A 25815-nucleotide genomic window follows, 5' to 3' on the forward strand; every position below is an offset into this window, starting at 1 on the left:
ATAAGATCATAAACAAGTGAAGGTTCGGGTGAAGTTGGTTCTGGGGTTGCTCATTTTTTGGGCGATCGTGGGGATCGTGTGGGTGGGTTGGAAAGCGGATAGGGCCGGGTATTTCGACGAACTGGTAATCATTCAGAAGAAGCCGAAGCCGGATCGTGAAAGGTATGAGGTATTGATGAAAGAGCTGGCGCGCTGGCGTGGGGAGCTGGCGGTAAAATATAAGACCGCGAAGACTGCGGAACAAAAGCTGGCCGTGGAGTACGATGCACGGGTCATGTTGGAGCTGGTGATGCCGGAAATGATGCGTTGCTGGGTGGGGACCGGTTATGATTTCAACGGAACTGCGGAGAGGCCTGGAGAAGGGAAAGTTGCATGTGGGTATTTTGTTTCCACTGTGCTGAGGGATGCGGGTTTCCGGGTAAACCGCTACAAGCTGGCCCAGCAGCCTTCCGAGAATATTCTACGGACTTTTCTGCCAAGGAAGTCCTGCCTCCTGAAGGTGGATAAGGACTACGATGACTACGCGGACTGGGTGGAGGGGCTGGAAAACGGGATCTACATGATCGGCCTGGATACGCACGTCGGCTTTTTGGTGAACCGGGAGGACGGTGTCTATTTCTTCCATTCCTCCGCTTCACGGTTGAGGGGGGTGGTGGAAGAGCGGCGCAGTGATGCGGGAGCGATCAGAAGGTCCAAATGGCGGATGATCGGTAACCTGAGCGGAGAGCCTAGTGCTATCAGGACTTGGCTGCAGGGTGATAGTATAGTTGTGCGGAGCTAGGTGCCGCACTCCTAGTGGCTAAGCTCGATATACTTGTTTCCTGAGCCGTCCCAGACCTCGACGAAGCCGTTTCTTTCCGCCTCCATGGCGAGCGTGTCGCGGTGGATGGAGAGGAGTGAAAAGATGTCGGCACCGCAAGATTCGAGCGCCTGTCCTGTCCAAACGTTGCAGATTCTCGGGAAATAGTAGACCTGCGGGGATTCCAGCAAAACTCCTCCGCCCCAACTTGCGGGACCCGCTTGGGTTGGCTTCCCGTTTTCGTCCGGAATGGTGCAATGATTGAGAAATGCGGCTACGTATGGACCCTGCTGGCGGGGGATGGATTTCATCCAGATGTGCTGGTTTGGAGAAACTTCAGCAACTCCCCAGTTGATGGGAATGCATTCCATGACCGCGGGAGATGGCCAGAATATGGCGTTGAAAATTTCCGTACCAGTGAGCCAGCGGTGATTTACGTAGGCTTGCCGATCTCCCCACGAGAAGGTCACGTATTTTGATTTCGGGAAATTTTCCGGAGCCACCCAGCCTGATTCCACCAGCCACGTATACTCGAACACCATACCGGTGTGCAGCTTATCCGCGATCATCCAGATCTGAACTTCGGGCGTACGCGCCGGAGTATAGCTGGAGACTGTGTTTTTCTCGATAAGAGCAGGGTCCGGAGCCGGAGGTGGCGGGAGTGTGACGAAATTGCAGGAGCAGAGCGCCAAAACACAAGCGCACGAGAGCGCTATCCAGAATGCCTTCATCGGGAGTGAAACGAGGGAAGACCCTAGAGATACGAGCAGATATATTGGCAAGTGCCTGAATTTACCGTGATGGTAAAGCCGCTGTTTCCATCCACGTTGAATGATTCATCCGTAGGAATGAAGCGGGTAGTATCTGATCCATCGATGCTGATCTCGCAGGAACCATCAATGATTTCCATCAGTTCCGGAGCTTCGGTCTTGAATTTATAAGTCCCTGGAAAAAGAATACCGAGTGTCTTTTTTGTGCCGTCAGGAAACTGAACGGTGTGTGAAACTACCCGCCCATCGAAGTAGACATTGGCGAGTGCGTTGACTGATACATTGGTGAATTCTCTCATAAGCTCTGCGGCTGTGTAGCTGCGGAATTAGGAAATGTCCATACCGCGTATGGCTAGTTTGTGGCAATCTTCCAAGCCTCATAGCCGCCCTGGAGCAGTGAAACCTTGTGGCCGCGTTGCGCAAGGCGAGTCGCTACATTCATTGCATCCGGACAGGCCATGTCTGTGCAATAGATAACGACCGGGGTGTTTTCCTCATTTGCTGCGGTGATTCGAGGCTCGTGCTTATCGATGTCCGCGAGAAATTTACCCTGTGGCCAACTGATGGCATTAGGGATGTGACCGAGCTTATAAATCAGGGAAGGGCGAACGTCGAAAATCAACGCGGCGTTGCTTTGGACGAGCTGGTAAAGATCTCCGAGCGGCATCCGGGTGACGCTGCCCTGTTTTGGAGCTGAAGGAGTCGCAGTTTCCTTTATTTCCTCGGGTTCGTCTTTCTTGATAGCCTTTGAAGGATCCAGTGGCGGGACTGGTTTCGGCGCGGGATCCTCAGCGCAAGCACCTAGGATCAGGGCAAGAAAAAGCAGCAGAAACCTGTGGAGATTCCGGCTGCCGAAAGAATCGTTGAGGCGATCCGGGGAGTTCATTTGCCAATTTTTATGAGCTCGATGTCAAATACGAGAACTCCGGCAGGATACCCGGCCGGTGGATTTTCTCCGTAGGCCATTTTTGCAGGGATCCAGAAGCGGCGTTTTTCGCCTTCCACCATGAGTTGCACACCTTCAGTCCACCCCGCGATGACACCATTGAGCGGGAATGAAGTTGGTTTTCCACGTTTTACGGAGGAATCGAAAAGTTTTCCATCGGTGGTCCAGCCCGAGTAATGGACGGTTACGAGGTCCGTGGCTTTGGGGTGGGTTTTTCCGGTGCCTTTTGCGATGACTTTCGAGGAGAGTCCGGAATCAGTTACTTCGGCATCGGCTGGGGCTGCAGCTACATCTGTTGGAGTTTCAATCATGGTGGGATTTGTGTTCGTACAAGAGAAGGTGGCAAGGGAGAAGAGGGCGAGTGGGAGAATTTTTTTCATTGGGATGACTTAATAGATCAACGGGCGTGATGTCAAAACGGCTGTTGATCAGGATTCCTCGGGTGGGTCCTCGTGTTCCATTTCCACGGCTGTTCTTCGCTCAACGGTGATGGCGGATAGGAGGTTGTCCTGCCGGACTACGAATTGATTGAGTTTCATCAGTTCCAGCACGGCTAGAAATGTGACGATAACTTCAGATTTGGTGGTGGCGGTTTGGAAAAGAGCATCAAATGACAAGGCTTGTCCGGGGAGAAAATGCCCCAGGAGGAATTCGATTTTATCGGAAACTGTGAAGCGATCGTCGATAATGTCTCCCAGATCGTGGGATTCCTCGAAGCGTTTCAGGACGTTCTGAAATGCGCGGATGAGATCAAAGATGGAGACTTCCGCAAGGGTAGGTGGCTCTTCGGGAGGTTTCGCGCTGGCATCCGGCTGGTGTGCGAAGCGGCCCTGCTGCTCAAGCTCGCGGATGGAGAGGAAGCCGGCTGCATCCTTGAATTTCTTGTATTCGATAAGCTGCCGAATGAGCTCCCAGCGGGGATCGTCTTCTTCCGCATCGTCTTCGGGTGGCTGCTCCGTGCGTGGCAGGAGGGTGCGGGATTTCAAATACATCAGGTTCGCTGCCATGACGATGAACTCCGAGGCGAGGTCGATATTGAGCAGCTTGAAGGTATTTATGTAATCGAGATACTGCTTGGTGATGCGCTCGATTGAGATGGCGTGGATATCCAGCTCGTCCTTTTTGATGAGGTAGAGGAGAAGGTCGAGCGGACCTTCGAATATCTCCAGTTGGACTTTGTAATCGTTGGTTTCCAATTTGTTACGTTGTCTGGTATCGATGGAGTTTCTGCTAGCAAGAGGTGCTCTACAGGGTTTCTATGTCGCAAATCGATGAACGAACAGTCTGAATCAGAGCAATCCAAAATCTTTCAAGAAAGACTTAGCCAGTGGATTTCGAGTCAGGGGTTTTGGTTTCAGCTCAGATACTCATTGTCGGGTGGAGGATCACAGGGGGTGGCCTTGTTTCACTTTCTCAGACTACTCGCACGGGTGTTTGTATTTGTTATTGTTATAGGGATTGTCGCCTGGATTTTTATCGTCAAGCAGATGGATGGCGAAGGTTTCCGTGAAAAAGTGGCGGACTTGATCGAGGAAAGGTTGTCTGCCGAGGAAATAGAACTGAGCGGACTTTCTGTCGCCCATGGTGAATTCCGCATCAGCAGTCTGGCGCTCGGGGGAGGCTCAAACACATTCTTCGAGGGGATGAATATCCGCAATTTGCGCTGTCGCATGGGGACATTCGACCGTTTCAAGCCGGAGTGGGATACTGGCCTGGTAGAGATTTCCGATGTGGATATGGAGCTTCAGCCCGGTGCGGATTCAGAGGCTTCGGCTGCGTCAATCGGTGAGGTCATTTTCCAGGATACGGGGAAAATGAAGATGGAGGCCATCCAGGTGTCCAGGATCTCCATGAGGTGGGGGTATTCAGAGCGCACACGTGGCTCGATTTCCGGTAGCAAGATGCACGCCCAGAAGGTAGCCGATGGGTGGAAACTCAGATTCCGCGGTGGCACTTTCTCACAAAATTGGCTCAGAAACCTAGATATAGATGAGCTGGATGTCGTGTTTTCGAAGGAACAGATAGTCTTCGAGAAGGCGCGTTTCAGAGCTGGCAAGAAGGGAACGGTAAATTTGGACGGGTTGCGGATCAAAACAGGGGATCGGCCGATTCTGGATGGTAGGGTGAAGCTGAAGAAGGTGGATTTGGAGCCTCTGCTTCCTCTGGCTGTTCATGATTACGTAGAAGGAGTGATTTCAGCGGAGTTGCGAATCTTCGGATCAACCAATTCCTCGGAAGGCATCGGCTTTGAAGGTCCGGTGGAGCTAGGAAGTGGCGAGGTGATCGTATTGCGCGACAAGGTTCACATTCTAAGGGCTTTGAGCGTAGTGGATGCATTTAATAATTACCGGCGCCTGGATTTTGAAACAGGGTCGTTTCACCTGAAAAGCTATGGTGGCGATATCGAGTTTTCAGATCTATTTCTGGTAGCTGGCGATCTATTTGCGATGCAGGGAGGGATGAAAATTCGGGTGCCGACAGATCAGGAGGCTACCGCCTTCAGCGAACTCGTTTCGAAAAACGAGGCTTTGAAATGGGTGGGTGATGGCGAGGCTTCGAACAAACGTTATGATGTGACGCTCGAGCGCGCGGCGGAGATTTCGGAAGACGGGAATCAGATAGGGTTTGGAAAAGCCGGGGATCTTTCGCTATTCGAGAAACTGGGTCTCTCTATCGAGGAGAGGCAGAAGAAGCAAAAGGCTGCAGAATTGCGCTTCCAGTCGTTCCAATACGAAGGGAAGTTCAAGGTCACTCTGGCCAAAGATGCATTCGTGAGAGCGCCGGAACTGGCTGAAATCTACCCGCCAAGTGGGACGAGAGACCAGATTCAGATCGATGTCCCTGTAAACGGAACATTGTATGAGGTGACAGAGAAGCAGGCGGAGCAGATCTACAAACTCGGAGCCCGGTAGGCTGCGTGCGATCCTTACCAGCGGAAAATCAGGGGCGGGACGACGATTTTCAAGTTGCCGCCGCTTCTGTCCTCACTTTCCTGGATAGCGGTTACCGCGCCGTCTTTGAACTCGATAGTGGTTTTCCCTTTCTCCTCCCGTGTGATGTGGGAGAACTGTCGAAATACTTGGCCAGTTGTCTGATCGACGCGGGTGATGAAGTGTTTTACCTCTTCATAGTCGATGAACTCCCATGTGCCCTCCTCTCCATCCGCGGTGCGGCGGACGGTTGTTTTAGTAGGTTCGCCGCGTGATCTTGAAACTTCGGGTGGGGTCATTCCTATAGCGATCTCTCTGGCTGCAATGATCTTATTGACGGCGATCTGACGATCGTAGAGTTGCTGGAGCTTGGCCACGAAATCTTCTTCCGCGTGGGAAAAAGCCCATGGTGCGACCCAACCGGCTATGCCGTGGCGGGTGCCCTGACCGCGGACCCGGTAGGCCTTTGATGTCATGCCTTCCAGCTCGACTGTTTGATCTGCCCTGAGGTATCCGAGGCGGTGCCTTCCGTCTTTGTCCGAAAAGACAGGAGCCTCTTTGATTACTTCCAGTTTGATCGGAGGGGTGACGATCTCCTCCAGGTAAATTACCTCGGGATCGGCATCGAGTAGAGATTTCCGATCGGCATCGATTTCCGCGTATAAACTGCCGAAGGCCATGCAGCCGAGAATGGTGACTATAGCGGTCTTCATGATCAAGGACGCTAGCAGCGAAAAAAGTCTGCGTCAATTCGCCCCTCGGACGATGGAATCAGCGACGGTCAGAACAGGGAGCTTCGGGAGATTTTCAGTGGAATCGAGCCAATTCAAATTCGTGGTGGTGATCCATTTCTGTGAATTTACCGGCAGATACTTGAGAAGTGCGTTACGGCGCTTGATATCAAGCTCCCCGAAGATGTCATCGAGAAGGTAGATGGGTGTCTTTTCGCAGCGTTGCCGTAGGATTTCCCCTTGGGCAAGCTTGAGGGCGAGAGCGATTGTGCGCTGCTGTCCCTCGCTGGCATATTCGCTGGCGCGCATTCCATGAAGTCGGATTGACACATCATCACGGTGGGGGCCGATGACCGCCTGACGGGTGGCGGTTTCCCTCTGACGGGCTTGGTGGATGGAATCCTTAAGCGATGGGCCGGAGGCGGGGAGGTATTGAAGGGTAAGGGCTTCGCTTGTCCCTGAAATGGCGATCTGTGAGGCGGAAACCAGCGGGGAAAGGTCGGATACGAGTTTACTCCGGCTTGCGGTGAGAAATGTGCCATGCTCGATAAGGATTTCCTCCCAGGCAACCAGCTCTGGAATGCGTAGTTTCGGCTCCTTGAGTAGAAGGTTTTTTGCCTTCAGGGCGCGCCGGTAGCGGGTGTAGGCGGTGCGGTATTTCGGATCCAGCTGGGCACCGATGAAATCCAGAAAGTGGCGCCTGGCCTCGCCGGGACCGCGTATTAGTGTGAGATCTTCATTGCCCATCCAGACGATGAGCCCGCCATCGGATAGGTATTCGGTGCGTGATTTGCGGATTTCACCTTCGCATTTGAGCATCAAACCGGTCGATTTCTGCTGAATCTTCCGTTCCTGATCCCATGGGTCTCCGGCAATTCCAAATCCGCCGGAGGAAAATTTTGCGAGGGTATTGAAGCGATTCGTTCGCGGGGAATGAAGCCTGATCAGTGTGCAAACTGCCTCCAGAATAGAGGTTTTTCCTTGTGCGTTATCGCCCGTGAAGATGGCACCCTCGGGCGGGACTTCGAGGGATAATGTCTCGAAGCAACGGAAATTCTGCAGGCGGAGGTTTTGTAGCACTGGTTGGCCGATTTTGTTGAAATCAAGCTTTCTGGAGGTGATCCAATGCTTTCTGGTAGGATGCGTTTTTTAGGAAATGCGCAAGTTGTGCATCGCACCCGGAGCGGTGTTCACTGAAGTAGCTGTCGATCTCACCGGATACGTTCTTGAGCGCTTCCAGATGACCATCGGGGTCACGTTCGTACCATGAGCGATCTGAGATGATCTCGGTGCGTTTTAGTAGGCTGGCCTGAAGTTCTGCGTGCATTTCGGGATACACTAGAGACGATTTCCAAAACTCCAAGGACTAGCTGGTGGGGAATTGCGATGTATTCGGAATATCTACCGCTCGGTAAGTTATTTAAAAAGTGTCTCTATACCCATGGCGGATTCACGGAGAAACTTCGGCATGCGTTTTGGGTCACGTGGAGTGAACAGGCGGTAAGCAAATCCGATGAGATGGAGGGTGAACAGGTGATCGATCACGCGATATCCCCGCTTTTTGCGGAGTAGAAATGAGGAAGCCCAGGAGAGTGTGCGGCGCTTTACCTTGAACTCATCGAACGAGATTTTGATGCGGTAGCGATCGCGGACGTTTTTCGGATACCTTTGTTTATAGGTCTTTTTCGCGGCCCGGATACTTTCCGCGAGGTTTTCATCGAAGGGTAGGAAGTAGTAGCGGCGTGCCAGAACCAGAAGTGCGAAAAAATCACGCATATGCTCAATGTCTTGAACCGGGAGGTCTGCATCCTTCGCCAGCTGTATCATTTTCGGAAAAAGGGACATGGCGCTTTCTCCTGCCCGGATGGCACCTTCCGGATCTGGAACGAAGTGACGCAGGATTTTCGAGACAGCGTGATTGATGAACAGGCAATCCCAGCAAATGTTCACGAGCGGCGGTATCCTAACGCGCCGGAAGAAGAGTTTCTGGCGTGCGAAGTCCTCTATATACAAAATCTGATGAATGAGCATGTCGGCATCGCGCAGAAGCTCCAGAGTGGCGGGTGCACGATCTGGTCCCATCAGGCTTTCAACGGCATCCTCCACGCTTTTGCCTTCCTTGAAGATCCGGATGGCGGAGACAACATTCAGACGGATCCAGATGTCCGAATGTTTGTTATCCTGCAGAAAGGGGAGTCTGCGGAATCTGTGCCAACCTCCTGTTTGGCACCACATGGACATTCCTACAACGTTGTCCGCCGCTTCCAACTCGCGGGCGAATTGCTCGCAATCGCGCCCAATGAAGGAAGGATACTCCCCGGCGCCCTCATATTCACGGCGGCCCTGGAGCTCAATGATCTTTGCCTGCTTTACCCTGAAAAAGGCGCGGTTGATGGGAATGTAGCGGAAGAAGTCACTTTCCCCGTGTTTCATGGAAACGATAAAATTGGGTGATTCGATTTCATCCAGCGTTTCGGCAAGGGTGCCCCTGTGCCAGATAAGATCGCCGATACGGTGTGCTCCCACCGTCCATGTTCTGAGAATCAGTTTTTTCCCCCGAGAATCGAAATGAGGGAGAAGTTTCTTGATGAGTGAATTGGTTTCCTTCGGGTTTCTGAGGTGGAGACGTGTGCGGATGAGATCCTTCACATCATTTCCATCGCTCTCACCGATCCGGAGAATTAGCCCGGACAGCTGTGGGAAATCGTCCAGCACCTGTTTGACGAGAGAGACGTAATAGTTCTCCAATCCTTTCGGATCATCCCTGAATTCCTGATCAATGGCGGGAGTGAGAGGAATAATATCACTGGTAAGATAGACCTGGAGCTGGAATTCCCCGGTCAGCATGGCGAAAATCTCTGTGAATTTTTTCCGGTAAAAAGCGATTTGGCCTACAACCACAGGCTCATGGAGCGGATGGGTGGCAAGGTGCGCCAAGTCATCCAGCGTTACTGCATTGTAACCGATGGCTTTCACCTCTGTGGCAAAGTCGCGGAGATCGGAAATGATTCGCTGCCACTGGGCTTCGGCCTCTTCTCCTTCGGTCTTTAGATGAGTGAATGGGATCTTTGACCAATTGATCCGGCTGCTTTCGTATCCTCTGAAGAAAGGACCGATCGCATCGATGAGAAATAATTCCATATGTCTGGAGGAGCAGGCTGATGGTAGCCGGTGGATGTGTGTAGAGGGCTTGTGTTACGTGGTTGTCACATAGTGCCGGACGGACGCTGTTTCTCCAATCGACAATAAATTTTAATTAGGAATGATTTTTGGGTTGTCAAAGTCGAGCTTGGCAGACTTACTCGCGCCCCGCCCGAAAGGGTGTTGATGTGAGGCCCAATAGCTCAGTTGGTAGAGCAGCGGATTGAAAATCCGCGTGTCCCTGGTTCGAATCCGGGTTGGGCCACCACTCATCTGCTTGTTTCTGCAGATTTTTACTCCTAGCCCTTTGTGGGTTTGTGTTTGTTTGGTAGAGGAGATTTTGGTTTTTTCTTTGAAAATTCGTCTTTTGCAGCCTTTTAATGTTGCTTTTCACAATGGGTAAAATGAGGTTGCTACCGGTCTCTGTGCTCCCTACTTTATGAGGCCCTGCGGCGCAGCCGTGGACAGAGAAAAACCTTTGTTGTGGAAAGAAAATACTTGGAACAGATCAATCAAATATCCTTGAAAATGAGCACCGGCACGCGTCGGTTTCATGTTTCTGCAGCAATTTCCGATTTGGGGATCGAAAGAAGTAACGAAACCCAAACCCCTCGTGAGGTAGTATGAATTTTCCGATTATTTGTTTAGCCGCCGATCTTGGCGCAGGTAGTGGCCGTGTTCTTGCAGGCTTGTATGATGGTGAGAAGCTCACCCTGGAAGAGGTAAACCGTTTCCCGAACGAGCCCATCAAGATGGAAAGCGGCTGGCATTGGCAGTTTGATAAGCTTTTTGAAGAGATCCGGAAGGGAATCGTTCTGGCAATGGAAACGCACGGCACCAAGATTGCATCCATCGGTGTTGATACATGGGGTGTTGATTACGGACTGTTGGACGCCGAAGGATCGCTTCTGGGCGTGCCTTACCAATACCGGGATGCCCGTACTGACGGTATGGAGGAGCTGGCTTTCTCAAAAATGCCAAAGGAAGATATCTACGGGAGAACCGGGATTCAATTCATGTTCTTCAACACGCTTTTTCAGCTACTTGCGGAAGCCAGGTCTTCGAATGCTCTTTTGGAAAAGGCGGATACAATTTTGTTTTTGCCGGATTTGATCAACTATAAGCTTACAGGTCGCCGTGCGGTAGAGCGTTCCATCGCCAGCACCGGGCAGCTGTTGAATGCTGCTACCCAGAATTGGGATACGGATCTCATTTCTGCGATGGGCTTTCCTCAGAAAATTTTTGGTGAACTGGTAGATGCCGGCACTGATTTGGGGCCGATGCTCCAAGGAGTGCATGGTGTGCCTGGCGAAGAGGCTGAAATTCGAGTTATTGCTCCCGGCTGTCACGATACGGCTTCGGCGGTTGCAGGTATTCCTGCGGAAGAGTCCGAGCCTGTATTCCTTAGCTCGGGGACATGGTCATTGATGGGGCGTGAGCTCAAACGGCCGCTAGTTAGTGATCGAGGTTTTGAAGAAGGCTTTTCCAATGAGGCCGGAGTTTCGGGGACAACACGTTTCCTCAAGAATATTGCAGGCATGTGGTTCCTCCAGGAATCCAAGCGCCATTGGGATGCCGAAGGGAAAAACCTTGGGTTTGCTGATCTGGTCGTCGCTGCTTCTTCTGCAAAGCCTTTCACTGCGCTGATTGACCCGGATGCACCGGAGTTCCGCGCACCGGAGCACATGCCTTCAGCTATCACAGCGTGGCTGGAAAAAACCGGGCAACCCGCGCTCACTGAGCCGGCGGATCTCACCCGCTGTATTCTCGAGAGTCTTGCGCTGAAATACAGGCAGGTGAAAGAGAGTCTGGTGGAGCTCACTGGGAAGCCAATCGACCGCATTTATATTGTCGGCGGCGGATCACAAAACGATTTGCTGAACCAATTCGCGGCTGATGCGGCGAATTGCACAGTCGTAGCAGGCCCAGTGGAGGCTACTTCCATCGGAAATATCCTGATCCAGCTCCAGACTCTCGGCGCAATCGATTCTCTTCAGGAAGGCCGCGCGCTTGTTCGTAAATCCTTCCCTGTGAAAACGTTCTCACCAGCCCCATCCACCGCATGGGACGCCGCCTACGAAAAATTTCTTAAACTACAATCCATCTAACCCCGATTCATCATGAACGATATCCTTCAGAAACTTATCAAGCTCTCCCACGAACTTGGCCGCGAAGATCGCGAGCTGGCGATTCTAGGCGAGGGAAACACCAGTGCAGACCTCGGTGACGGCACATTTCTAGTGAAAGCATCCGGCAGCCAACTCGGCACCATCGATGAAGGCGGTCTAACCCGCGTTCACCTCGACCCGGTCCTCGAAGCTGTTGAAAATCCGAACCTCACCGACGATCAGGTCCGTGGCCGTCTCGAAGAGGCGCGCGTTGATCAATCCGCACGCCTTCCATCCGTGGAAACCTTCCTTCACGCACTCTGCATCAAGGAAGCCGGCGCGAAGTGGGTCGGCCACACGCATACGACATCCGTTCTCCGGATCCTTTGCTCCAAGCTCGGCGCGGAGCCGTTTCTCAAGCACGTGTACCCGGACGAAATCGTTGTCTGCGGCAGAAACCTCGCGGTGGTTCCTTACATCGATCCCGGCTTGCACCTCGCTGTAGCTGTTCGTGACTCCCTCCGTAAATTCATGGACGAGCACGGTGCGGCACCAAAAGTAATTCTTATGGTGAATCACGGCCCGGTTGCACTCGGTGCGACTGATCGTGAGGTTCTCAATATCATGCTCATGCTCGACAAGTGGGCGAAGGTCATCGCCGGAAGCTACCTCATGGGTGGACCGAATTTCCTTGAAGGCGGTATTTCCGACCGTATTGAAAACCGCCCCGACGAGCACTATCGCCGTGCTGCTATCGGCAATATCAAGTAATCGATCTCATTTGTTTCACACCTTTAAATTAGACCCTACCTATGAAAAATCTTCCTAAAATCGGTATTCGTCCGACAATCGATGGCCGCCTTGGCGGAGTGCGTGAGTCCCTTGAAGACAGCACAATGGCGCTTGCCGAATCTGTAGCGAAACTCATTTCCGAAACACTTCGCTACCCAACCGGTGAAGCGGTTGAATGTGTTATCGCCGATACCTGCATTGGCGGCGTGGCTGAAGCCAGCGCATGTGCGGAAAAGTTCAAAAAAGAAGGTGTGGGTGTATCCCTCACCGTTACTTCTTGCTGGTGCTACGGCTCCGAGACCATGGACATGGATCCAACCATCCCGAAAGCGGTTTGGGGCTTCAACGGAACAGAGCGCCCGGGCGCAGTTTACCTCGCGGCAGTTCTCGCAGGTCATGCACAAAAAGGCCTTCCTGCATTTGGTATCTACGGTCACGACGTTCAGGACGGCGGAACCGAGGAAATCCCGGAAGATGTAAAAGAGAAGCTTCTTACCTTCTGCCGTGCCGGCCTTACCGTCGCCACAATGCGCGGACGTGCGTATCTCGGTATGGGTGGCACATCCATGGGAATCGCTGGTTCCATGGTCGATCCTAATTTCTTCGAGTCATTCCTCGGAATGCGTGTGGAATCCATCGATATGTCGGAATTCATCCGCCGCATCGACTGCAAAATCTACGATGAAGACGAGTTCCAGAAGGCTCTCTCATGGGTTAAGGAAAATTGTAAAGAGGGCAAGGATTACAATACCCCGGAAACAACACGTAGCCGCGAACAACTCGATAGCGAGTGGGAAACCTGCGTTAAGATGGCACTTATCGCTCGTGACCTGATGGTAGGGAATGAGAAGCTTGCTGAAAAAGGCTTTGGCGAAGAAGCACATGGCCGCTACGCAATCGCCAGCGGTTTCCAGGGACAGCGTCAATGGACCGACCATTTCCCGAACGGAGATTTCATGGAGGCAATCCTTACCAGTTCCTTCGACTGGAATGGCAAGCGCACTCCATACATGGTCGCGACAGAGAATGATGCTCTTAATGCAGTATCCATGCTGTTCGGCTACCTTCTCACAAACACTGCCCAAATCTTTGCCGATGTTCGCACCTTTTGGAGTGCTGAAGCGGTTAAGCGCGTGACCGGTCATGAACTCGAAGGCGCTGCCGCAGGTGGTTTCCTCCACTTGATCAACTCCGGTCCTGCCGCACTTGATGGCACTGGCCAGCAGTCGGTCGACGGCACACCGGCAATGAAGCCTTTCTGGGAAATTAGCGATGAAGAGGTTGATTCCTGCCTGAAGTCCACAACTTGGCACCCTTCCATCACCGAGTATTTCCGTGGCGGCGGTATGTCCACCCGCTTCAAGACCAAAGGTGGAATGCCAATGACCATGTGCCGTATCAACCTTGTAAAAGGTCTCGGCCCGGCACTCCAGATCGCCGAAGGTGAAACAATCGAGCTTCCGGAAGATGTTCACAACACTCTCGACGAGCGCACCAACGCTACTTGGCCGACCACATGGTTTGTCCCGAGAACAAGTGATTCCGGCGCTTTCCGTGATGTTTACACTGTAATGAACTCATGGGGCGCGAACCATTGTGCAATGAGCTACGGCCACATCGGCGCGGATCTTATCGCACTTGCGTCCATGCTTCGCATTCCGGTTTACATGCACAACGTCTCCGAGGAGAAAATCTTCCGCCCGGCGGCTTGGAACGCATTCGGCACCGCCGATCTCGAAGGTGCGGATTTCCGCGCATGCGAAAACTTCGGGCCACTATATGGTCAAAAATAAGTAGAATCACCTGATGAAGTATAACGAACACATCCTCAACCCTGACGTCGTATTGATCGGCAGTGGGGTCATGTCTGCCAATCTCGGCGCACTGCTCAAAAAGCTCTCGCCGGAGATGAGTATCCAAGTCTACGAAGTCACGGACGACGTAGCCGAGGAGAGCTCGAACGGTTGGAACAACGCCGGAACCGGCCACGCCGGAATCTGCGAGTTGAGCTACACTCCGCATCGTGAGAAAGACGGATCTGTGGATGTGTCCAACGTCATCAAAATCTTCGAACAATTCGAATATTCCCGGCAGTTCTGGGGATCCGCGATCGAAGAAGGAATGATCGATAACCCGAAGGAATTCATCAACCCCGTTCCACACCTGAGCTTTGTTCACGGTGCTGACTGGGTGGATTTCCTGAAGGCCCGCTATGAGGGTATGAAGGCCCACCATTTCTTCTCCTCCATGGATTACAGCACGGAGACTGAGACAATTGGTTCCTGGTCTTCGCTGCTTACCGATGGCAGGGGGGATGTGCCGATAGCAGCCACAAAAATGGATGCCGGCACGGACGTGAACTTCGGAAACGTTTCCCGCAAGCTGCTTGATTGGCTCAACAACCAGGATAAATGCGCGGTTGCCACCGGTCACCGTGTGATTGACATAACCAAGTCCGCTAAAGGCTGGGAACTGAAAATCAAAAATCTCAAGACTGGAGAAATCCGCAACAACGCATGCAAATTCGTATTCGTGGGCGCGGGGGGCGGAAGTCTTCCGCTTCTCCAGAAGAGCGGTATCCCGGAGGCCAAAGGCCTCGGAGGTTTCCCTATCGGCGGTCAATGGCTCGTCTGTGACGATCCGGCTATCGTTGAGAAGCATCAGGCGAAAGTCTACGGCCAACCGGCCGATGCCGCACCAACTATGGCCGTTCCTCACCTCGATACACGTATCCTGGATGGCAAAAAGACGCTACTTTTCGGGCCGTTCGCGAACTGGACCACCAAGTTCCTCCACAAGAAGGGAAGCTTCGCCGATCTACCGTTTTCGGTGAAACCGGATAACCTTTCGACTCTCATAAAGATCGGTCTGACCAATCTTGATCTGGTGAAATACCTTTTCAAGGAAGGCACCCAGAGCATGGATGACCGGATCAAGACGATGCAGATTTTCTACCCCGAGGCGAAAGTCGAGGACTGGAAACTCATCGACGGCGGTATCCGCGTGCAAGCCATCAAGAAAACCGATGGTGAGGCAGGAATTGTCCACTACGGAACGGAAGTCCTCACCAGTGCGGATCGCTCGATTTCGGCGCTGCTCGGTGCTTCCCCGGGGGCTTCGGTCTCTGTTCACGTTGTGCTTGATGTAGTGAAAAAATGTTTCCCGGAACTCCTCGAAACAGAGGAAGGAAAGGCTCGCATGAAGGCGCTCATCCCTGTCTGGGATGTCGACATCAAGAAGCCGGAAAATGCGGATTACTATCGTGAGACCGCAGCCAAGGCTACCGCTCAACTCGGACTTTAAAATCAGATGCTACGAGGAATTTCCCCAATTTTCAGCCCGGAGTTACTTTCGGTGATCTACCGCATGGGCCACGGCGATGAAATTGTGCTCGCTGACGCACATTTTCCCGGTGATTCGTTCAACAAGAACATCATTCGGGCGGATGGACACGGTGTCACCGAGTTGCTTGAGGGGATTATGCCTCTCTTCACTCCGGATCAATATGTCGATCACCCGCTGGCCATGATGGCGGCGGTGTATGGCGATACGGTGGATCCGGTCATCGAGGAATCCTACCTGAGAGCTATCCGTATAACCTGGCCCGAAGTCACGGAAGTCGAGCGCGTCGAGCGCTTTGCCTTCTACGAGCGGGCAAGATCGGCTTTCGCGGTTGTCATGACGGGTGAGGTAGCCAAATACGGTAACCTGATTCTCCGCAAGGGCGTAACCGATGCTGATTGGTCGAAGAAACAGCTAGGCTCGGCAACGGTCAGCTAAGTCCATTTTTAAAGGGCAATCATTACAAACGATTGCTCAACCCTTTCTGAAGCCGTTTTTTATCAAAAACGGCTTCTTTTTTGTTCTGGGCTTCTGAATTCGGTTTTCCAGAAACCAGCATGGCACTGAATTGTGTAGGCAAACAGGAAGCTCGGGGAATTTCAGAGAAAAGGAAAGACTCTGGTTAGAGTGCTTATGGAGACTCCTGCCTTGACAGGGTAAAGCGGGCAACATAGCTATTTCTCTCTTCTTGAGACTAGTTCTCAATAGTTAAGGGAGAAAACGGAGATCAGACTGATAGATATGAAAAAAGAACGTCCGAAGAAGGTGTTGGGAACTTGGAAGTGTAGCTTAGCGAAAGCCGGTTTGCTGTGTGTTATGGCGGCGATGCCGGCCTTTGCACAGGAGGCTACTTTGGATGATGTCGCAGGAGCCTCGGAGGAACCGGATTATTTGGAAGAATTGGTAATAACGGCCAGCGCTGATGCCAGTGTGGCGGGCCTGCCGGAAAGCTACAATGGCGGACAAGTGGCCCGGGGTGGTCGGGTGGGTGTTCTAGGCGCGCTCGACTACATGGAGACACCGTTCAGTTCGACCAATTATACAGAGGAATTTATAGAAAACCGGCAGGCACAGACGATTGGAGATGTGTTGGAAAAAGACCCTGCTGTGCGTGTGGCACGCGGGTTCGGCAACTTTCAGGAGTCATATCTGATTCGTGGTTTGCAGGTCTATTCCGATGATATGACGTTCAATGGCCTGTATGGATTGCTTCCACGTCAGTATTTGGCCGCTGAATTGGCTGAACGGGTGGAAGTCTTCCGAGGAGCAAGTGCCTTCCTGAATGGAGCGGCACCCACAGGTAGTAGTCTTGGAGGCACGGTCAACGTGTTGCCGAAACGGGCGCCGAATGAGCCATTGAACCAGTTCACCTTAGGATACACGAGCGATGGCCAGGCCTATGGTGCGGCGGATGTTGCCAGACGTTATCTGGACGGAAAACTCGGGGTCCGGTTGAATACCGCGGTGCGTGATGGTGACACTGCGATTGACGGGGAATCCGCGGGCACTGCGCTCTTTGCCTTGGGCCTGGACTGGACTGACGAGCGTTTCCGCCTTTCCGCCGATCTTGGATACCAAGAGGTGAAGTTGCAGGGGATTCAGCCGAATATCACGGTCTTGCCCGGGGTGGATATTCCATCAGCGCCCTCCAGCTCGCAAAGTATCGGCCAGTCATGGACCTATGCCGATTCTGAAGAATTTTTCGGGGTGCTGCGTGCTGAATATGATTTCTATGAAAACTGGAGTGCCTGGGCGGCGATCGGGGGCCGCTCTGGAGATGAGGAAAACCGGTTTGCCAATCCACGGGTTAGCAATGTCGATGGAACGGCGAACAGCTACCGCTTTGACAATACGCGGGAGGATACTGTTCTTACTGGAGAGGTCGGAGTCCGAGGAGACTTCCTAACGGGGCCTGTAAGGCATCGCCCGAGTTTGTCATTCATGGCCTATTCCTTGGATTCGAAGAATGCGTATGCGTTCTCCGATTTTGGAGGCTTCGCTACAAATATTTACCAGCCGGGAACAGTCGCACAGCCAGATGCGACGGCTCTCATCGGTGGAGATCTGAGCAATCCTTCCACAACTTTTGAGGTTGAGACTTCGAGCTTTGCATTGGCGGACATGGTTTCCATGTTCGATGAGCGTCTCATCCTCGTAGGAGGGCTGAGATATCAGAGTATTGAGACTTCGAGCTTTGACTACAACACAGGGGCGGAGATCTCGAATTATTCCGAAAGTGAACTCACCCCTGCGTTCGGAGCTCTCTACAAAATTACTCCCGAGTTGGCGGTCTACGGCAACTATATCGAGGGACTGAGCGCTGGGGATATTGCTCCTGCGAGTTCGGGTGGCTCTCCGGTAGGAAATGCTGGAGAGGCATTGGACCCTTATGTTACGGAGCAACTGGAATTTGGTACGAAGCTGGACTACGGAACCATTGGCGGATCGGTAGCCCTGTTCCAAACGGAGCAGCCGCTCGCAGGGATAGACGGAGACGGCGACTACAGGGTTTTAGGTGATCAGCGTTACCGTGGAATAGAATTCAGCTTTTTCGGGGAAGTCTCCGAGGGTCTGAGACTGCTGGGTGGCATCAGTCTGCTGGACACTGAAGACGACGGCACCGATCTCATTGGTGCACCCAGTTACCAAGCAAATCTGAATGTCGAGTGGGACACACCTTTTATTGAGGGCTTTACCTTCGATGCAGGGATGATTCATACCGCATCGCAGTATGCTGACTCGGCCAATACCCAGAAGGTTCCTTCCTGGACACGTTTCGACATCGGCGGGCGCTATCTCTTCACTCTTGATGATGGGAAGACCATTACACTGAGAGCGCGGGTGGAGAACCTGCTCGATAAGGATTACTGGGCCTCTTCAGGAGGATACCCAGGTAGTGGTTACCTCACGGTGGGTGGGCCAAGGAGCCTTGCCCTTTCCGCTACCTATAGCTTCTGATCCCCGTCCACGAAGCTAAGTGCGTAAAATCTTCTGGCGTCTTCATTCGCTGGCCGGCCTCTTCGCAGGAGTCGGCCTCCTCTTGCTGGGTCTGACGGGGAGCTTGTTGGTTTTCCACGAGGAAATTGACCTGCTACTGAGTCCGGAGACTCTGATAGTGGAGCCAACGACCGAGGGGCGGCTTCCTCTCAATGACCTAGTCGCTGCGGTAGAGGAGGAGGTGCCGGATCACAGCGTAACGGGCTGGCGACTGCACCGTGAGAATCCGCGCTTGGCGGATGGTGTGTATGTGATGCCGCACGGGACGCGGGAGTGGCATTTGCTCACTGTGGATCCATACCGGGCGGAGGTTTTGATGGATCCGAAGCTTTCCGAGGACTCCTTGGCTAGCTGGTTGCTGGAGTTGCATACCAGTTTGTTTCTTGGGCATTTTGGTGAGGCTTTGGCTGGAATTCTGGGCGTGGCGCTCTGTTTCCTGGGGCTTTCCGGTCTCTGGCTTTATCGTCGCTTTTGGAAGTCGCTATTGCGCCTGCGTTTTGGTGCGAGCTGGCGTTTGATGACGGGGGACTTTCACCGTTTGGTGGGTGTATGGTCGGTGGGTTTTAATCTTCTACTGGGTTTCACCGGGGCTTATTGGAGCTTGTCCCACACGTTCGAGGATCTGTTTTTTCCGCATGAGGAGGTTGAAGAGGTTTTGTTCTACGAGAAGCTGTTTCCAGCCAGTATAAACCTTGAAAGTTTGATGGCTGAAGCCGGTGATCACGTGCCGGGCTTCGAGACAAACTATATCTCGTTTCCCTGGGAGCCCGAGGGCCGTTTTACCTTGTGGGGTAAGCCTGACGATGCGGCTTGGGTTCGTAGCAGGTATGGCTCTCAGGTGGCCTTTGATGCGACAACCGGTGGATTTCTATCGTCGTATGACCTACGCGATGAAAGCTGGTGGGCGTGGGTTGAGGATAGCTTTGAGCCCCTGCACTTTGGAGATTTCGGAGGGATATGGTCTAAGATTCCCTGGGCTATTGCCGGCCTTTCCCCCGGGTTGCTTTGTATCAGCGGAATGTCGATATGGTGGTCGCGTAGAAAGGGGAAACGGGCTGGAAAGAAGAAAGTCTCCCGTTAGACGGCAGGAGTTGCCGCTGTTATTCAGGTTGGAAATTGACACAAAAAAGGCAGGCACCTCGCGGTGACCTGCCTTCTAAAAAGAAATGGTAAAACGAATTACCAGCGTCCGCCACCGCCGCCGCCGCCACCACGATTTTCGCGGGGTTTAGCTTCGTTGACCTTGAGACTACGTCCGTCAAGTTCTGTGCCGTCAGCGCCTTTGATAGCGTCTTCCATTGCTGACTGACTATCCATAGTCACGAAAGCGAAGCCACGTGGGCGACCGGTTTCACGGTCTTCCGGAAGATGGGTGTCAGTTACTGCACCATATTGGGAGAAAAAATTTTCAAGTTCTTGTTTTGTCGTGTTGAACGACAGATTGCCTACGTACATTTTCATAATAATAATTGGACCTTGCAACGAGACTCCAATTTACAAAACTGTCGAAGAAACAAGCCGAAGTGATCGAGTAGCCTATCTTGCGCAATTAAGCCACATTTTTCAGAAACTTAATTTCCCAAGGACTTAAAATTTGAGCCGAAAAGTGAGTTCCTAGGCGAACCATAGTGAGAGGAGCCAAAGGGCACGATTCTGATTCCGAAGAGGAATTAGGGGATTTCTCGTGTTGAAATCAACACTTGAGAAGGACAGGTCTACGAGTGGGAGCCGTTTCTTTAGAAAAGAAAAATGGCGGACAGAGAGGGATTCGAACCCTCGGTAACATTGCTGCTACACACGCTTTCCAAGCGTGCTCATTCGACCACTCTGACATCTGTCCTTGGAGGGCGGGAAACTAGTTAGCCAATCACTTGTGGGCAAGCTCATTTTGCATGAATTTTCAATTACCAGTTATTGAGGCCGGTTTGCTGGTCCAATCCGTGCATGATGTTGAAGCTTTGAATGGCTTGTCCACCGGCACCTTTTCCGAGGTTATCCTCAGCACTCATAAGGATTACACGGTTTGTGCGAGGATCTGTTTCGAACCCGATATCGATGAAGTTGGTTCGTGTGACTTGTTTTGTATCAGCTGATTTCCCCCGGCCCAGTAATCTGACGAATGCTGCGTCCGAGTAGGCGGATTCGAGTGCGTTCCCGATTTTTTCGGGGGTGGCACCTGCGGTGAGTTTCGCGGTGGTGGTGGTGACGATACCTGAATTCACCGGGATAAGGTGAGGAATGAAGGAAATCGTGACATCTTTCTCGGCGGCGATGCTGAGTTCCTGCTCGATCTCGGATAGATGCCTGTGTTTGGGGACTCCGTAGGCGCGCGCTGATTCGTTGCACTCGCAGAAGAGGAGTGAAAGATCGGCTTTGCGTCCTGCTCCGGAGACGCCGCTCATCGAGTTTGCGACGATGGTATCCGCATCGATCAAGCCTTCCCGGAGGAGAGGTAGTAGTGGAAGGATAATACTCGTCGGGTAACACCCGGGGGAGGCGATAAGCTTGGCGGCTGCGATTTCAGCGGCACGGACTTCAGGAAGGCCGTAGATAGCATTTTCCAGAAGATCGGGAGCGGGATGGGCGTGTCCGTAGAATTCCTCATATACCGCCGGTGAGTGCAGGCGGAAGTCTGCACTAAGGTCGATCACCTTGATATTGCGCTCCAGCATGGCACGGGCAATTTCGGCAGCTACTCCGTGAGGGAGGGCCAGAAAGGCGACCTCGGCTCCGGTGGAGGCAATATAATCAGGGTCCGGTTGGCAAAATTCGATTGCGGCTGCCTTTGCTTTGGCAAAACGTGGAAAAACTTCATCAAGCCGTTTGCCTGCTTCCGCACGCGAAGTGACCGCCACGAGGTCTACGTTGGGATGGGTGAGGAGTGTGCGTATCAGTTCCATACCGGTGTATCCGCTGGCTCCGATGATGGCTGTTTTGATCTGTTTCATAGGGTTTACATCTCAGTTATTTCAGAGCTTGCCAACTCAGGATTGTGCTGCTTGATTTTTCGCCCCGAAGGAATGACGGGCTATGGCGCAGCCTGGTAGCGCGTCTGCATGGGGTGCAGAAGGCCGTGAGTTCGAATCTCGCTAGCCCGACCATTCTTTTCTACTGGTTAATTATTTTTTCCCCTTCGTTAACCGCGGTGGCGGACATAAGCCCTCCATATCACCAATGTTCAATATAGTGCTTCTTGAGCCAGAAATTCCCCACAATGCGGGGGCTGCCGGGCGATTGGCGCTGGCCACGGGCTCATCCCTACATTTAGTGAAACCGTTGGGCTTCTCCTTGGAAGATAAGTATGTGAAGCGTACGGGACTCGATTACTGGCAGGATGTTGACCTCCATGTTTGGGAAAATTTCGAGGAGTTGAAAGAGTCTATGACTGAAGTGAACTTCTGGTATCTTTCCACAAAGGCTAAAAAATCTCCGTGGGAGGCGAAGTTCCAAAAGGGCGATTGTCTGGTGTTCGGAAGGGAGACAAAGGGTCTGCCCGAAGATATGATCGAAAATGCCGGGAACGGAGCACTGCGGATACCAATGGCGCCAGGTGGGACCCGGAGTCTAAATCTTTCAACAGCGGTGGCGATCGTCCTGTATGAGGCTGTCAGGCAGCAGGCTCCCGAATGGTAAACATGTGACTGGCACTGAAAATGCTATTCTTGGAGATTATGTATTCTCCATCATATAGTTTTATAGCGGGTGATAGAGGGCAGTGGAAAGTAGAGAAGATGTCCTGTTTGGCAGGAGAGGAAATGGAAGCGACCCCCTTCCTTGATGTCAGAAACGAATACGTGATGCAGGTGCCTGTGGATTTCAGGTGGCTGCTACGTGGTATTTCCAGCAAAGTCAGACGGTCGGATTTGGCTGTGGAGAAAAACTCAATGCTACCGCTGCCACAATTAGGCAGGGAGAGAGCAACATGCGCTTGTTTCATCGCGATGAAGAGGCAGGAATCCTGGTGGGATATGAACGATGATGAGAAGAGTTCCCACGCATGGATAGGTGAGGATTTCTACAAGGAATTCCCAACAGTTGCGAGGCAGTTACATCATTGTCGTGAGCTGGGTGAGCCCTTTGATTTTATAACCTGGCTGGAATATTTTCCAGAGGACGAGCCGAAAATAGATGCCATGCTTGCATCGTTCCGCGATAGTGAGGAATGGCAATTCGTGGAACGCGAAATTGACCTGCGTCTTGTGAGGCGGGAAGATTATTTACAGGCCTCCTAGGAAACTTTCCAAAATCACCGGGTTCCGCCCGGAGTCATTTTAGATATTTGAAGTCCCTTTGGTCTTTCATTAGGACAAGGTTCTTCTTAGTGCCATCGCTGTATTTGGTGCCGCTTATCTGGATTTTCTTCCCTTTAAGCCTTTTAAAGTGTCGGAAGATGGCGTTCTTGGTTTTCGGGGTGGCTCGAATGACACCGCGAATATTTTCATCGTTGTTCGGGAGAGCCATTGTCAGGTAGAGGTGTTTTCCTGATTGGGAGAAATTGGTATCAGAGATTATTCCGGTCAGCTTGACCACCGGTTTTGAGCTGATTTCAGAAAACTCCTTGTAGTCCAAGGGTGAGAAAACGTATTCGAGGCGGCCCTCTATATCGTTATCATCGACTGTAGGTGGCTCGGCAATCTCGGCTACCTCAGGTTCGGCCTCTTCTATTTGCTGGGAAGCAGGGGTAGATTCGGGATCGATATCGGCAGACTCTTCGGATATGGAGGCTGGAGTTTCGCTGCTGCTTGCTCGTACCGACTCGATGGGCCGACTTTTCTGTTTTGTGTAGAGGAAACCAAGAGCTCCTATGATTGCCAAAAGGGCGGCAACAACGAAAGGGACCGGGGACTTGGATTTCTTAAGAAGGACTGGGGTGCTCTTGCCGATAGGAAAATCCGATGGCGCGCCGGCTTTGGTCGCTATGGGGGATGGAGGTGCTGGTGGGGTCGGCACCGAAGCCGGCGAGTGGGAGGTTCCGGTCTGCTCTTCTTCTGTTGGACTACTCAAAAGGGCGTTCAAAGAGAATAAAGCTTCTTCCAGACTGGTGCTTGGGTGGGCTTTCAGGTTTTTCAGCCATCCGCCTAGACCGAAATATGAGTTTTCCCTGTAAAGTTTGGTTTTCCAGTCGGTAAGTTCTTCGGTGAGTTCGATCAGAGGGGTGATATCATTTATATGATCCGCACTATTCAGCCATTTGAAAGGAGATAGCCAAAAGGTGAAACCGCGGCCGCTTTCTTCAGTGCCTACTACGATGGAGCGCACTTGAGTTTCCACCCAGATTGCTTCCTCTCCGAGGATGGCTGAGAGTTGAATGGAAGCTTCCAGAGCGATTCTTAAAATATCGATAATGTGCCCGGGAGCTAATTTTTCTTCTTGAATCACTTGATCCAACGGCGTTCCGTCCACCCACTCGGTTACCAGGAACGGGATCCGATCGATCGGATCGACGGATGCATGGATGATTGAGCGCAAAGATTCATGCTTAACCATTGAGAGGCGCCCCGCGGCAGTCTCAAAGATTTTAGCTTCATCGTTGTCGAGACCGCCTCCTTCGCTTCCGAAAGGGAAAAATCTGCGGATTGCGACAGTATTTCCAGTGGTTGAATCATTCGCACGGAAAACTATGCCTCTGGTATCCTGTTCAAGGATTTCTTCTATCTCGAATCGGCTCATTATTCTGCCTCAATATATTCCCCGGAGAAATTTCTCCAAGTAACAAGAAGCAGATTTTATAGTTTGTTTTTACCGAGGAATTTCCATTTCGCTGAATTTCCTGAATTCACGTGGTTGATGAAAGTCTGGCTCGGCGCCGGGTAGGTTGCACGCGCTGTGGAATGTTTGATCTGGCGAATTCAGAATGGCGGCAACATTGCCCGTGGTATCTTCATTGAAGCCGATGATTTCACAGAGGAATTCCAATGGAATCTTGATCGCTGTGATCCAATTCTCAGATATGTTTTCCTGATTATAGACTTGGACATGGTGTTGAAAGGATGGCTGTGGCTCGTATGCAACACGCGTGTTACTAAATTTGGATGCCCACCATGCTCCGTTCGGGGAAATATTGAGCTCCAGATACTCGCCGGTGAGGGGGTTGGAGAGAAACAGTTCCGCCACATCGTATTTCCACAACTCGGGTTGAAATGCTCCGGCTTCGGAAGCCGGGTGCGAAAACGGTGTACCCTGTCGAGTCGCTAGAAACCAAAGATGGGTCTGATCCCTTACAATTGAGAAGCCAAGTGGAGGGGTCAGGTTCTCACCGAACCAGTCCTTGCCTAGTCCAAGAATAGGGACATCCAGATGACCCCATTCCAAGGTTTTTGCTGTCGCGAAGATTTGCATGGTTTCGATAAATCAAGAGACTTGCGTGCACGCTGCAATTCCCGAGAGGTGGTATGAAGAGAATTTATGAGAATTCTGACTATTTGTTAGTGTGGCGGCCCGTAATTTGCTAACCATTTTTAACTTCAAAGAAATGGCACGTTCACGCTCAGGATTTTACAGCACAATCGAATACATCGGACCTCGTCCGCAAAAACCTAAAAAGCAAAATTTCTTCGGTGGATGGGTGATTGTCGCAATTGCGATCGGAGCGGGAATCTTTTTTGGCAAGCCACTTATCTCCGGCGCTTGGGCATCGGATAACGGTCCGACCAGTGCGGAATCCGAACTGATAGTCAAAGAGCTCTCTGCATCAGACTCCTTTGGCGATCAACTTGCAGCAGAAGCGCTCAGGTATTCGGATACCGAGGTCTTATTTGACCCAGCATATTTTCAAATCAACTACCCCGGCGGTGATGTTCCTGCTTCAAAAGGTGTGGCAGCAGATCTGGTGATCCGTTGCTATCGTAAGCTGGGCGTGGATCTTCAGGAGAAAATTCATGAGGATATGGCTGCGAATTACCGCCGCTACCCCGATCTTTGGGCTTCAAGTGCACCTGATACAAATATCGACCATCGCCGTGTGCCGAATCTCCAGCGTTTCTTCAACCGGAATGCGACTTCCGTAGAGGCCGGCAACGAGTCCGAAAGCTATAAAGCTGGTGACGTCGTAGTCTGGACTCCAACCAACGTTTCCGAAATGCACGTGGGGATTGTTGTCCCCGGGCCTAGCGGTGAAGGATCGGAACCTTGGGTGGTGCACCATCTTCCGAGCGGTATCAAGTGGGAGAAAGCCTATTTCAAGGATGTGCTCGGCCATTTCCGATATCCTGCGGAATAAGTAGCGTCTTGCCACTGGATTTTCTGTTGGTCCGAGATGA

At 52.1% G+C, this 25815-nt stretch carries 25 protein-coding genes and 3 tRNA genes; 14 read left to right on the plus strand and 14 right to left on the minus strand.

All coding sequences use genetic code 11. The features are described 5' to 3' along the window. Positions 1-46: 46 nt before the first annotated feature. Complete coding sequence (locus AAGA79_RS02915) at positions 47-781, plus strand: hypothetical protein (RefSeq protein ID WP_411827282.1); 735 nt, start codon at positions 47-49, stop codon at positions 779-781. 11 nt (positions 782-792) lie between these two features. Here AAGA79_RS02915 and AAGA79_RS02920 read toward each other — a convergent pair whose 3' ends face one another. The 5 genes from AAGA79_RS02920 to AAGA79_RS02940 are packed head-to-tail and all read right to left on the minus strand — an operon-like array spanning position 793 to position 3711. Further along, the gene (locus tag AAGA79_RS02920) at positions 793-1581 is read right to left on the minus strand and encodes a DUF2459 domain-containing protein (RefSeq protein WP_411827283.1); all 789 of its coding nucleotides are present in this window, start codon (positions 1579-1581) and stop codon (positions 793-795) included. Further along, a complete protein-coding gene (locus tag AAGA79_RS02925) occupies positions 1554-1868 on the minus strand; it encodes a pyrimidine/purine nucleoside phosphorylase (RefSeq protein ID WP_411827284.1) in 315 nt (104 codons plus the stop codon). Before AAGA79_RS02925 ends, AAGA79_RS02920 begins: the two co-directional genes overlap by 28 nt. Before the next feature lie 53 nt (positions 1869-1921). Continuing rightward, the gene (locus tag AAGA79_RS02930; protein WP_411827285.1) at positions 1922-2455 is read right to left on the minus strand and encodes a rhodanese-like domain-containing protein; all 534 of its coding nucleotides are present in this window, start codon (positions 2453-2455) and stop codon (positions 1922-1924) included. Further along, the gene (locus tag AAGA79_RS02935; RefSeq protein WP_411827286.1) at positions 2452-2895 is read right to left on the minus strand and encodes an FKBP-type peptidyl-prolyl cis-trans isomerase; all 444 of its coding nucleotides are present in this window, start codon (positions 2893-2895) and stop codon (positions 2452-2454) included. The genes AAGA79_RS02930 and AAGA79_RS02935 overlap by 4 nt, the downstream gene beginning before the upstream one ends. Before the next feature lie 48 nt (positions 2896-2943). Continuing rightward, a complete protein-coding gene (locus tag AAGA79_RS02940; RefSeq protein WP_411827287.1) occupies positions 2944-3711 on the minus strand; it encodes a segregation and condensation protein A in 768 nt (255 codons plus the stop codon). A 204-nt stretch (positions 3712-3915) separates the two neighbouring features. On the opposite strand from AAGA79_RS02940, the gene AAGA79_RS02945 reads away from it, so the two are divergent. Beyond that, positions 3916-5427 (plus strand): hypothetical protein, encoded by a 1512-nt coding sequence (locus AAGA79_RS02945; RefSeq protein WP_411827288.1) that lies wholly within the window; start codon positions 3916-3918, stop codon positions 5425-5427. Positions 5428-5441: 14 nt separating this feature from the next. Here the strand turns inward: AAGA79_RS02945 and AAGA79_RS02950 are convergent, their stop codons facing one another. The 4 genes from AAGA79_RS02950 to AAGA79_RS02965 all read right to left on the minus strand — a co-directional run bounded on the left by AAGA79_RS02950 (position 5442) and on the right by AAGA79_RS02965 (position 9317). After that, complete coding sequence (locus tag AAGA79_RS02950; protein WP_411827289.1) at positions 5442-6158, minus strand: hypothetical protein; 717 nt, start codon at positions 6156-6158, stop codon at positions 5442-5444. A 33-nt stretch (positions 6159-6191) separates the two neighbouring features. Continuing rightward, positions 6192-7256, minus strand: a complete 1065-nt coding sequence (gene recF, locus AAGA79_RS02955; protein ID WP_411827290.1) for a DNA replication/repair protein RecF — start codon at positions 7254-7256, stop codon at positions 6192-6194. Positions 7257-7278: 22 nt separating this feature from the next. Then, entirely contained in the window at positions 7279-7503 is a 225-nt protein-coding gene (locus tag AAGA79_RS02960) for a hypothetical protein (RefSeq protein WP_411827291.1), read from the minus strand. Between the two features lie 89 nt (positions 7504-7592). Then, positions 7593-9317 carry a hypothetical protein gene (locus tag AAGA79_RS02965; protein ID WP_411827292.1) on the minus strand — a complete coding sequence of 575 codons (1725 nt, stop codon included), beginning with the start codon at positions 9315-9317 and terminating at the stop codon, positions 7593-7595. Positions 9318-9509: 192 nt separating this feature from the next. On the opposite strand from AAGA79_RS02965, the gene AAGA79_RS02970 reads away from it, so the two are divergent. The 8 genes from AAGA79_RS02970 (at position 9510) to AAGA79_RS03005 (ending at position 19637) form a co-directional block, all read left to right on the plus strand. Beyond that, positions 9510-9585: transfer RNA gene (locus AAGA79_RS02970), tRNA-Phe, on the plus strand. Between the two features lie 355 nt (positions 9586-9940). Next, positions 9941-11425, plus strand: coding sequence for a rhamnulokinase (locus AAGA79_RS02975; RefSeq protein ID WP_411827293.1), 1485 nt, complete (start codon positions 9941-9943; stop codon positions 11423-11425). Between the two features lie 12 nt (positions 11426-11437). Beyond that, positions 11438-12196, plus strand: a complete 759-nt coding sequence (locus AAGA79_RS02980) for a class II aldolase/adducin family protein (protein WP_411827294.1) — start codon at positions 11438-11440, stop codon at positions 12194-12196. 41 nt (positions 12197-12237) lie between these two features. Then, a complete protein-coding gene (locus AAGA79_RS02985; RefSeq protein WP_411827295.1) occupies positions 12238-14010 on the plus strand; it encodes an L-fucose isomerase in 1773 nt (590 codons plus the stop codon). Between the two features lie 13 nt (positions 14011-14023). Continuing rightward, entirely contained in the window at positions 14024-15520 is a 1497-nt protein-coding gene (gene mqo / locus AAGA79_RS02990; protein ID WP_411827296.1) for a malate dehydrogenase (quinone), read from the plus strand. Between the two features lie 6 nt (positions 15521-15526). Next, positions 15527-15997: an L-fucose mutarotase gene (gene fucU, locus AAGA79_RS02995; RefSeq protein WP_411827297.1), complete on the plus strand. Its 471-nt coding sequence runs from the start codon at positions 15527-15529 to the stop codon at positions 15995-15997. Between the two features lie 303 nt (positions 15998-16300). Next, positions 16301-18517 (plus strand): TonB-dependent receptor, encoded by a 2217-nt coding sequence (locus tag AAGA79_RS03000; protein WP_411827298.1) that lies wholly within the window; start codon positions 16301-16303, stop codon positions 18515-18517. A gap of 19 nt (positions 18518-18536) precedes the next feature. Beyond that, a complete protein-coding gene (locus tag AAGA79_RS03005) occupies positions 18537-19637 on the plus strand; it encodes a PepSY-associated TM helix domain-containing protein (protein ID WP_411827299.1) in 1101 nt (366 codons plus the stop codon). 98 nt (positions 19638-19735) lie between these two features. Here the strand turns inward: AAGA79_RS03005 and AAGA79_RS03010 are convergent, their stop codons facing one another. From AAGA79_RS03010 to argC, 3 genes are all read right to left on the minus strand, one after another. Then, positions 19736-20017 carry an RNA recognition motif domain-containing protein gene (locus tag AAGA79_RS03010; RefSeq protein WP_411827300.1) on the minus strand — a complete coding sequence of 94 codons (282 nt, stop codon included), beginning with the start codon at positions 20015-20017 and terminating at the stop codon, positions 19736-19738. A gap of 289 nt (positions 20018-20306) precedes the next feature. Then, positions 20307-20396 (minus strand) — tRNA-Ser (locus AAGA79_RS03015). 64 nt (positions 20397-20460) lie between these two features. Next, positions 20461-21504, minus strand: a complete 1044-nt coding sequence (gene argC / locus AAGA79_RS03020; protein WP_411827301.1) for an N-acetyl-gamma-glutamyl-phosphate reductase — start codon at positions 21502-21504, stop codon at positions 20461-20463. A gap of 76 nt (positions 21505-21580) precedes the next feature. Here argC and AAGA79_RS03025 point away from each other — a divergent pair. The 3 genes from AAGA79_RS03025 to AAGA79_RS03035 all read left to right on the plus strand — a co-directional run bounded on the left by AAGA79_RS03025 (position 21581) and on the right by AAGA79_RS03035 (position 22788). Continuing rightward, a tRNA-Pro gene (locus tag AAGA79_RS03025) sits at positions 21581-21657 on the plus strand. Positions 21658-21730: 73 nt separating this feature from the next. After that, positions 21731-22189 (plus strand): tRNA (cytidine(34)-2'-O)-methyltransferase, encoded by a 459-nt coding sequence (locus AAGA79_RS03030; RefSeq protein ID WP_411827302.1) that lies wholly within the window; start codon positions 21731-21733, stop codon positions 22187-22189. 38 nt (positions 22190-22227) lie between these two features. Beyond that, positions 22228-22788, plus strand: a complete 561-nt coding sequence (locus AAGA79_RS03035; RefSeq protein ID WP_411827303.1) for a chlorite dismutase — start codon at positions 22228-22230, stop codon at positions 22786-22788. A gap of 34 nt (positions 22789-22822) precedes the next feature. Here AAGA79_RS03035 and AAGA79_RS03040 read toward each other — a convergent pair whose 3' ends face one another. Then, on the minus strand, positions 22823-24226 hold the full coding sequence (locus AAGA79_RS03040) for a hypothetical protein (RefSeq protein ID WP_411827304.1): 1404 nt from the start codon (positions 24224-24226) through the stop codon (positions 22823-22825). A gap of 69 nt (positions 24227-24295) precedes the next feature. Then, a complete protein-coding gene (locus tag AAGA79_RS03045; RefSeq protein WP_411827305.1) occupies positions 24296-24895 on the minus strand; it encodes a hypothetical protein in 600 nt (199 codons plus the stop codon). Positions 24896-25028: 133 nt separating this feature from the next. Between AAGA79_RS03045 and AAGA79_RS03050 the strand changes: the two genes are divergently transcribed. Further along, positions 25029-25775 (plus strand): DUF1287 domain-containing protein, encoded by a 747-nt coding sequence (locus tag AAGA79_RS03050; RefSeq protein WP_411827306.1) that lies wholly within the window; start codon positions 25029-25031, stop codon positions 25773-25775. Positions 25776-25815 lie beyond the last annotated feature (40 nt).

The organism is Luteolibacter sp. AS25 (genome assembly GCF_046736275.1).
Classification (GTDB): Bacteria; Verrucomicrobiota; Verrucomicrobiia; order Verrucomicrobiales; family Akkermansiaceae; genus Luteolibacter.

Coding starts and splice junctions, on each gene's coding strand:
- AAGA79_RS02935 (WP_411827286.1), bottom strand. CDS start 2,895: ATGAAAAAAATTCTCCCACTCGCCCTCTTCTCCCTTGCCACCTTCTCT.
- AAGA79_RS02985 (WP_411827295.1), top strand. CDS start 12,238: ATGAAAAATCTTCCTAAAATCGGTATTCGTCCGACAATCGATGGCCGC.
- AAGA79_RS03035 (WP_411827303.1), top strand. CDS start 22,228: ATGTATTCTCCATCATATAGTTTTATAGCGGGTGATAGAGGGCAGTGG.
- AAGA79_RS03010 (WP_411827300.1), bottom strand. CDS start 20,017: ATGAAAATGTACGTAGGCAATCTGTCGTTCAACACGACAAAACAAGAA.
- argC (WP_411827301.1), bottom strand. CDS start 21,504: ATGAAACAGATCAAAACAGCCATCATCGGAGCCAGCGGATACACCGGT.
- AAGA79_RS02960 (WP_411827291.1), bottom strand. CDS start 7,503: ATGCACGCAGAACTTCAGGCCAGCCTACTAAAACGCACCGAGATCATC.
- AAGA79_RS02975 (WP_411827293.1), top strand. CDS start 9,941: ATGAATTTTCCGATTATTTGTTTAGCCGCCGATCTTGGCGCAGGTAGT.
- AAGA79_RS03040 (WP_411827304.1), bottom strand. CDS start 24,226: ATGAGCCGATTCGAGATAGAAGAAATCCTTGAACAGGATACCAGAGGC.
- AAGA79_RS02980 (WP_411827294.1), top strand. CDS start 11,438: ATGAACGATATCCTTCAGAAACTTATCAAGCTCTCCCACGAACTTGGC.
- AAGA79_RS02950 (WP_411827289.1), bottom strand. CDS start 6,158: ATGAAGACCGCTATAGTCACCATTCTCGGCTGCATGGCCTTCGGCAGT.
- AAGA79_RS03030 (WP_411827302.1), top strand. CDS start 21,731: ATGTTCAATATAGTGCTTCTTGAGCCAGAAATTCCCCACAATGCGGGG.
- AAGA79_RS02965 (WP_411827292.1), bottom strand. CDS start 9,317: ATGGAATTATTTCTCATCGATGCGATCGGTCCTTTCTTCAGAGGATAC.
- AAGA79_RS02925 (WP_411827284.1), bottom strand. CDS start 1,868: ATGAGAGAATTCACCAATGTATCAGTCAACGCACTCGCCAATGTCTAC.
- AAGA79_RS03045 (WP_411827305.1), bottom strand. CDS start 24,895: ATGCAAATCTTCGCGACAGCAAAAACCTTGGAATGGGGTCATCTGGAT.
- AAGA79_RS03050 (WP_411827306.1), top strand. CDS start 25,029: ATGGCACGTTCACGCTCAGGATTTTACAGCACAATCGAATACATCGGA.
- AAGA79_RS02930 (WP_411827285.1), bottom strand. CDS start 2,455: ATGAACTCCCCGGATCGCCTCAACGATTCTTTCGGCAGCCGGAATCTC.
- fucU (WP_411827297.1), top strand. CDS start 15,527: ATGCTACGAGGAATTTCCCCAATTTTCAGCCCGGAGTTACTTTCGGTG.
- AAGA79_RS03000 (WP_411827298.1), top strand. CDS start 16,301: ATGAAAAAAGAACGTCCGAAGAAGGTGTTGGGAACTTGGAAGTGTAGC.
- mqo (WP_411827296.1), top strand. CDS start 14,024: ATGAAGTATAACGAACACATCCTCAACCCTGACGTCGTATTGATCGGC.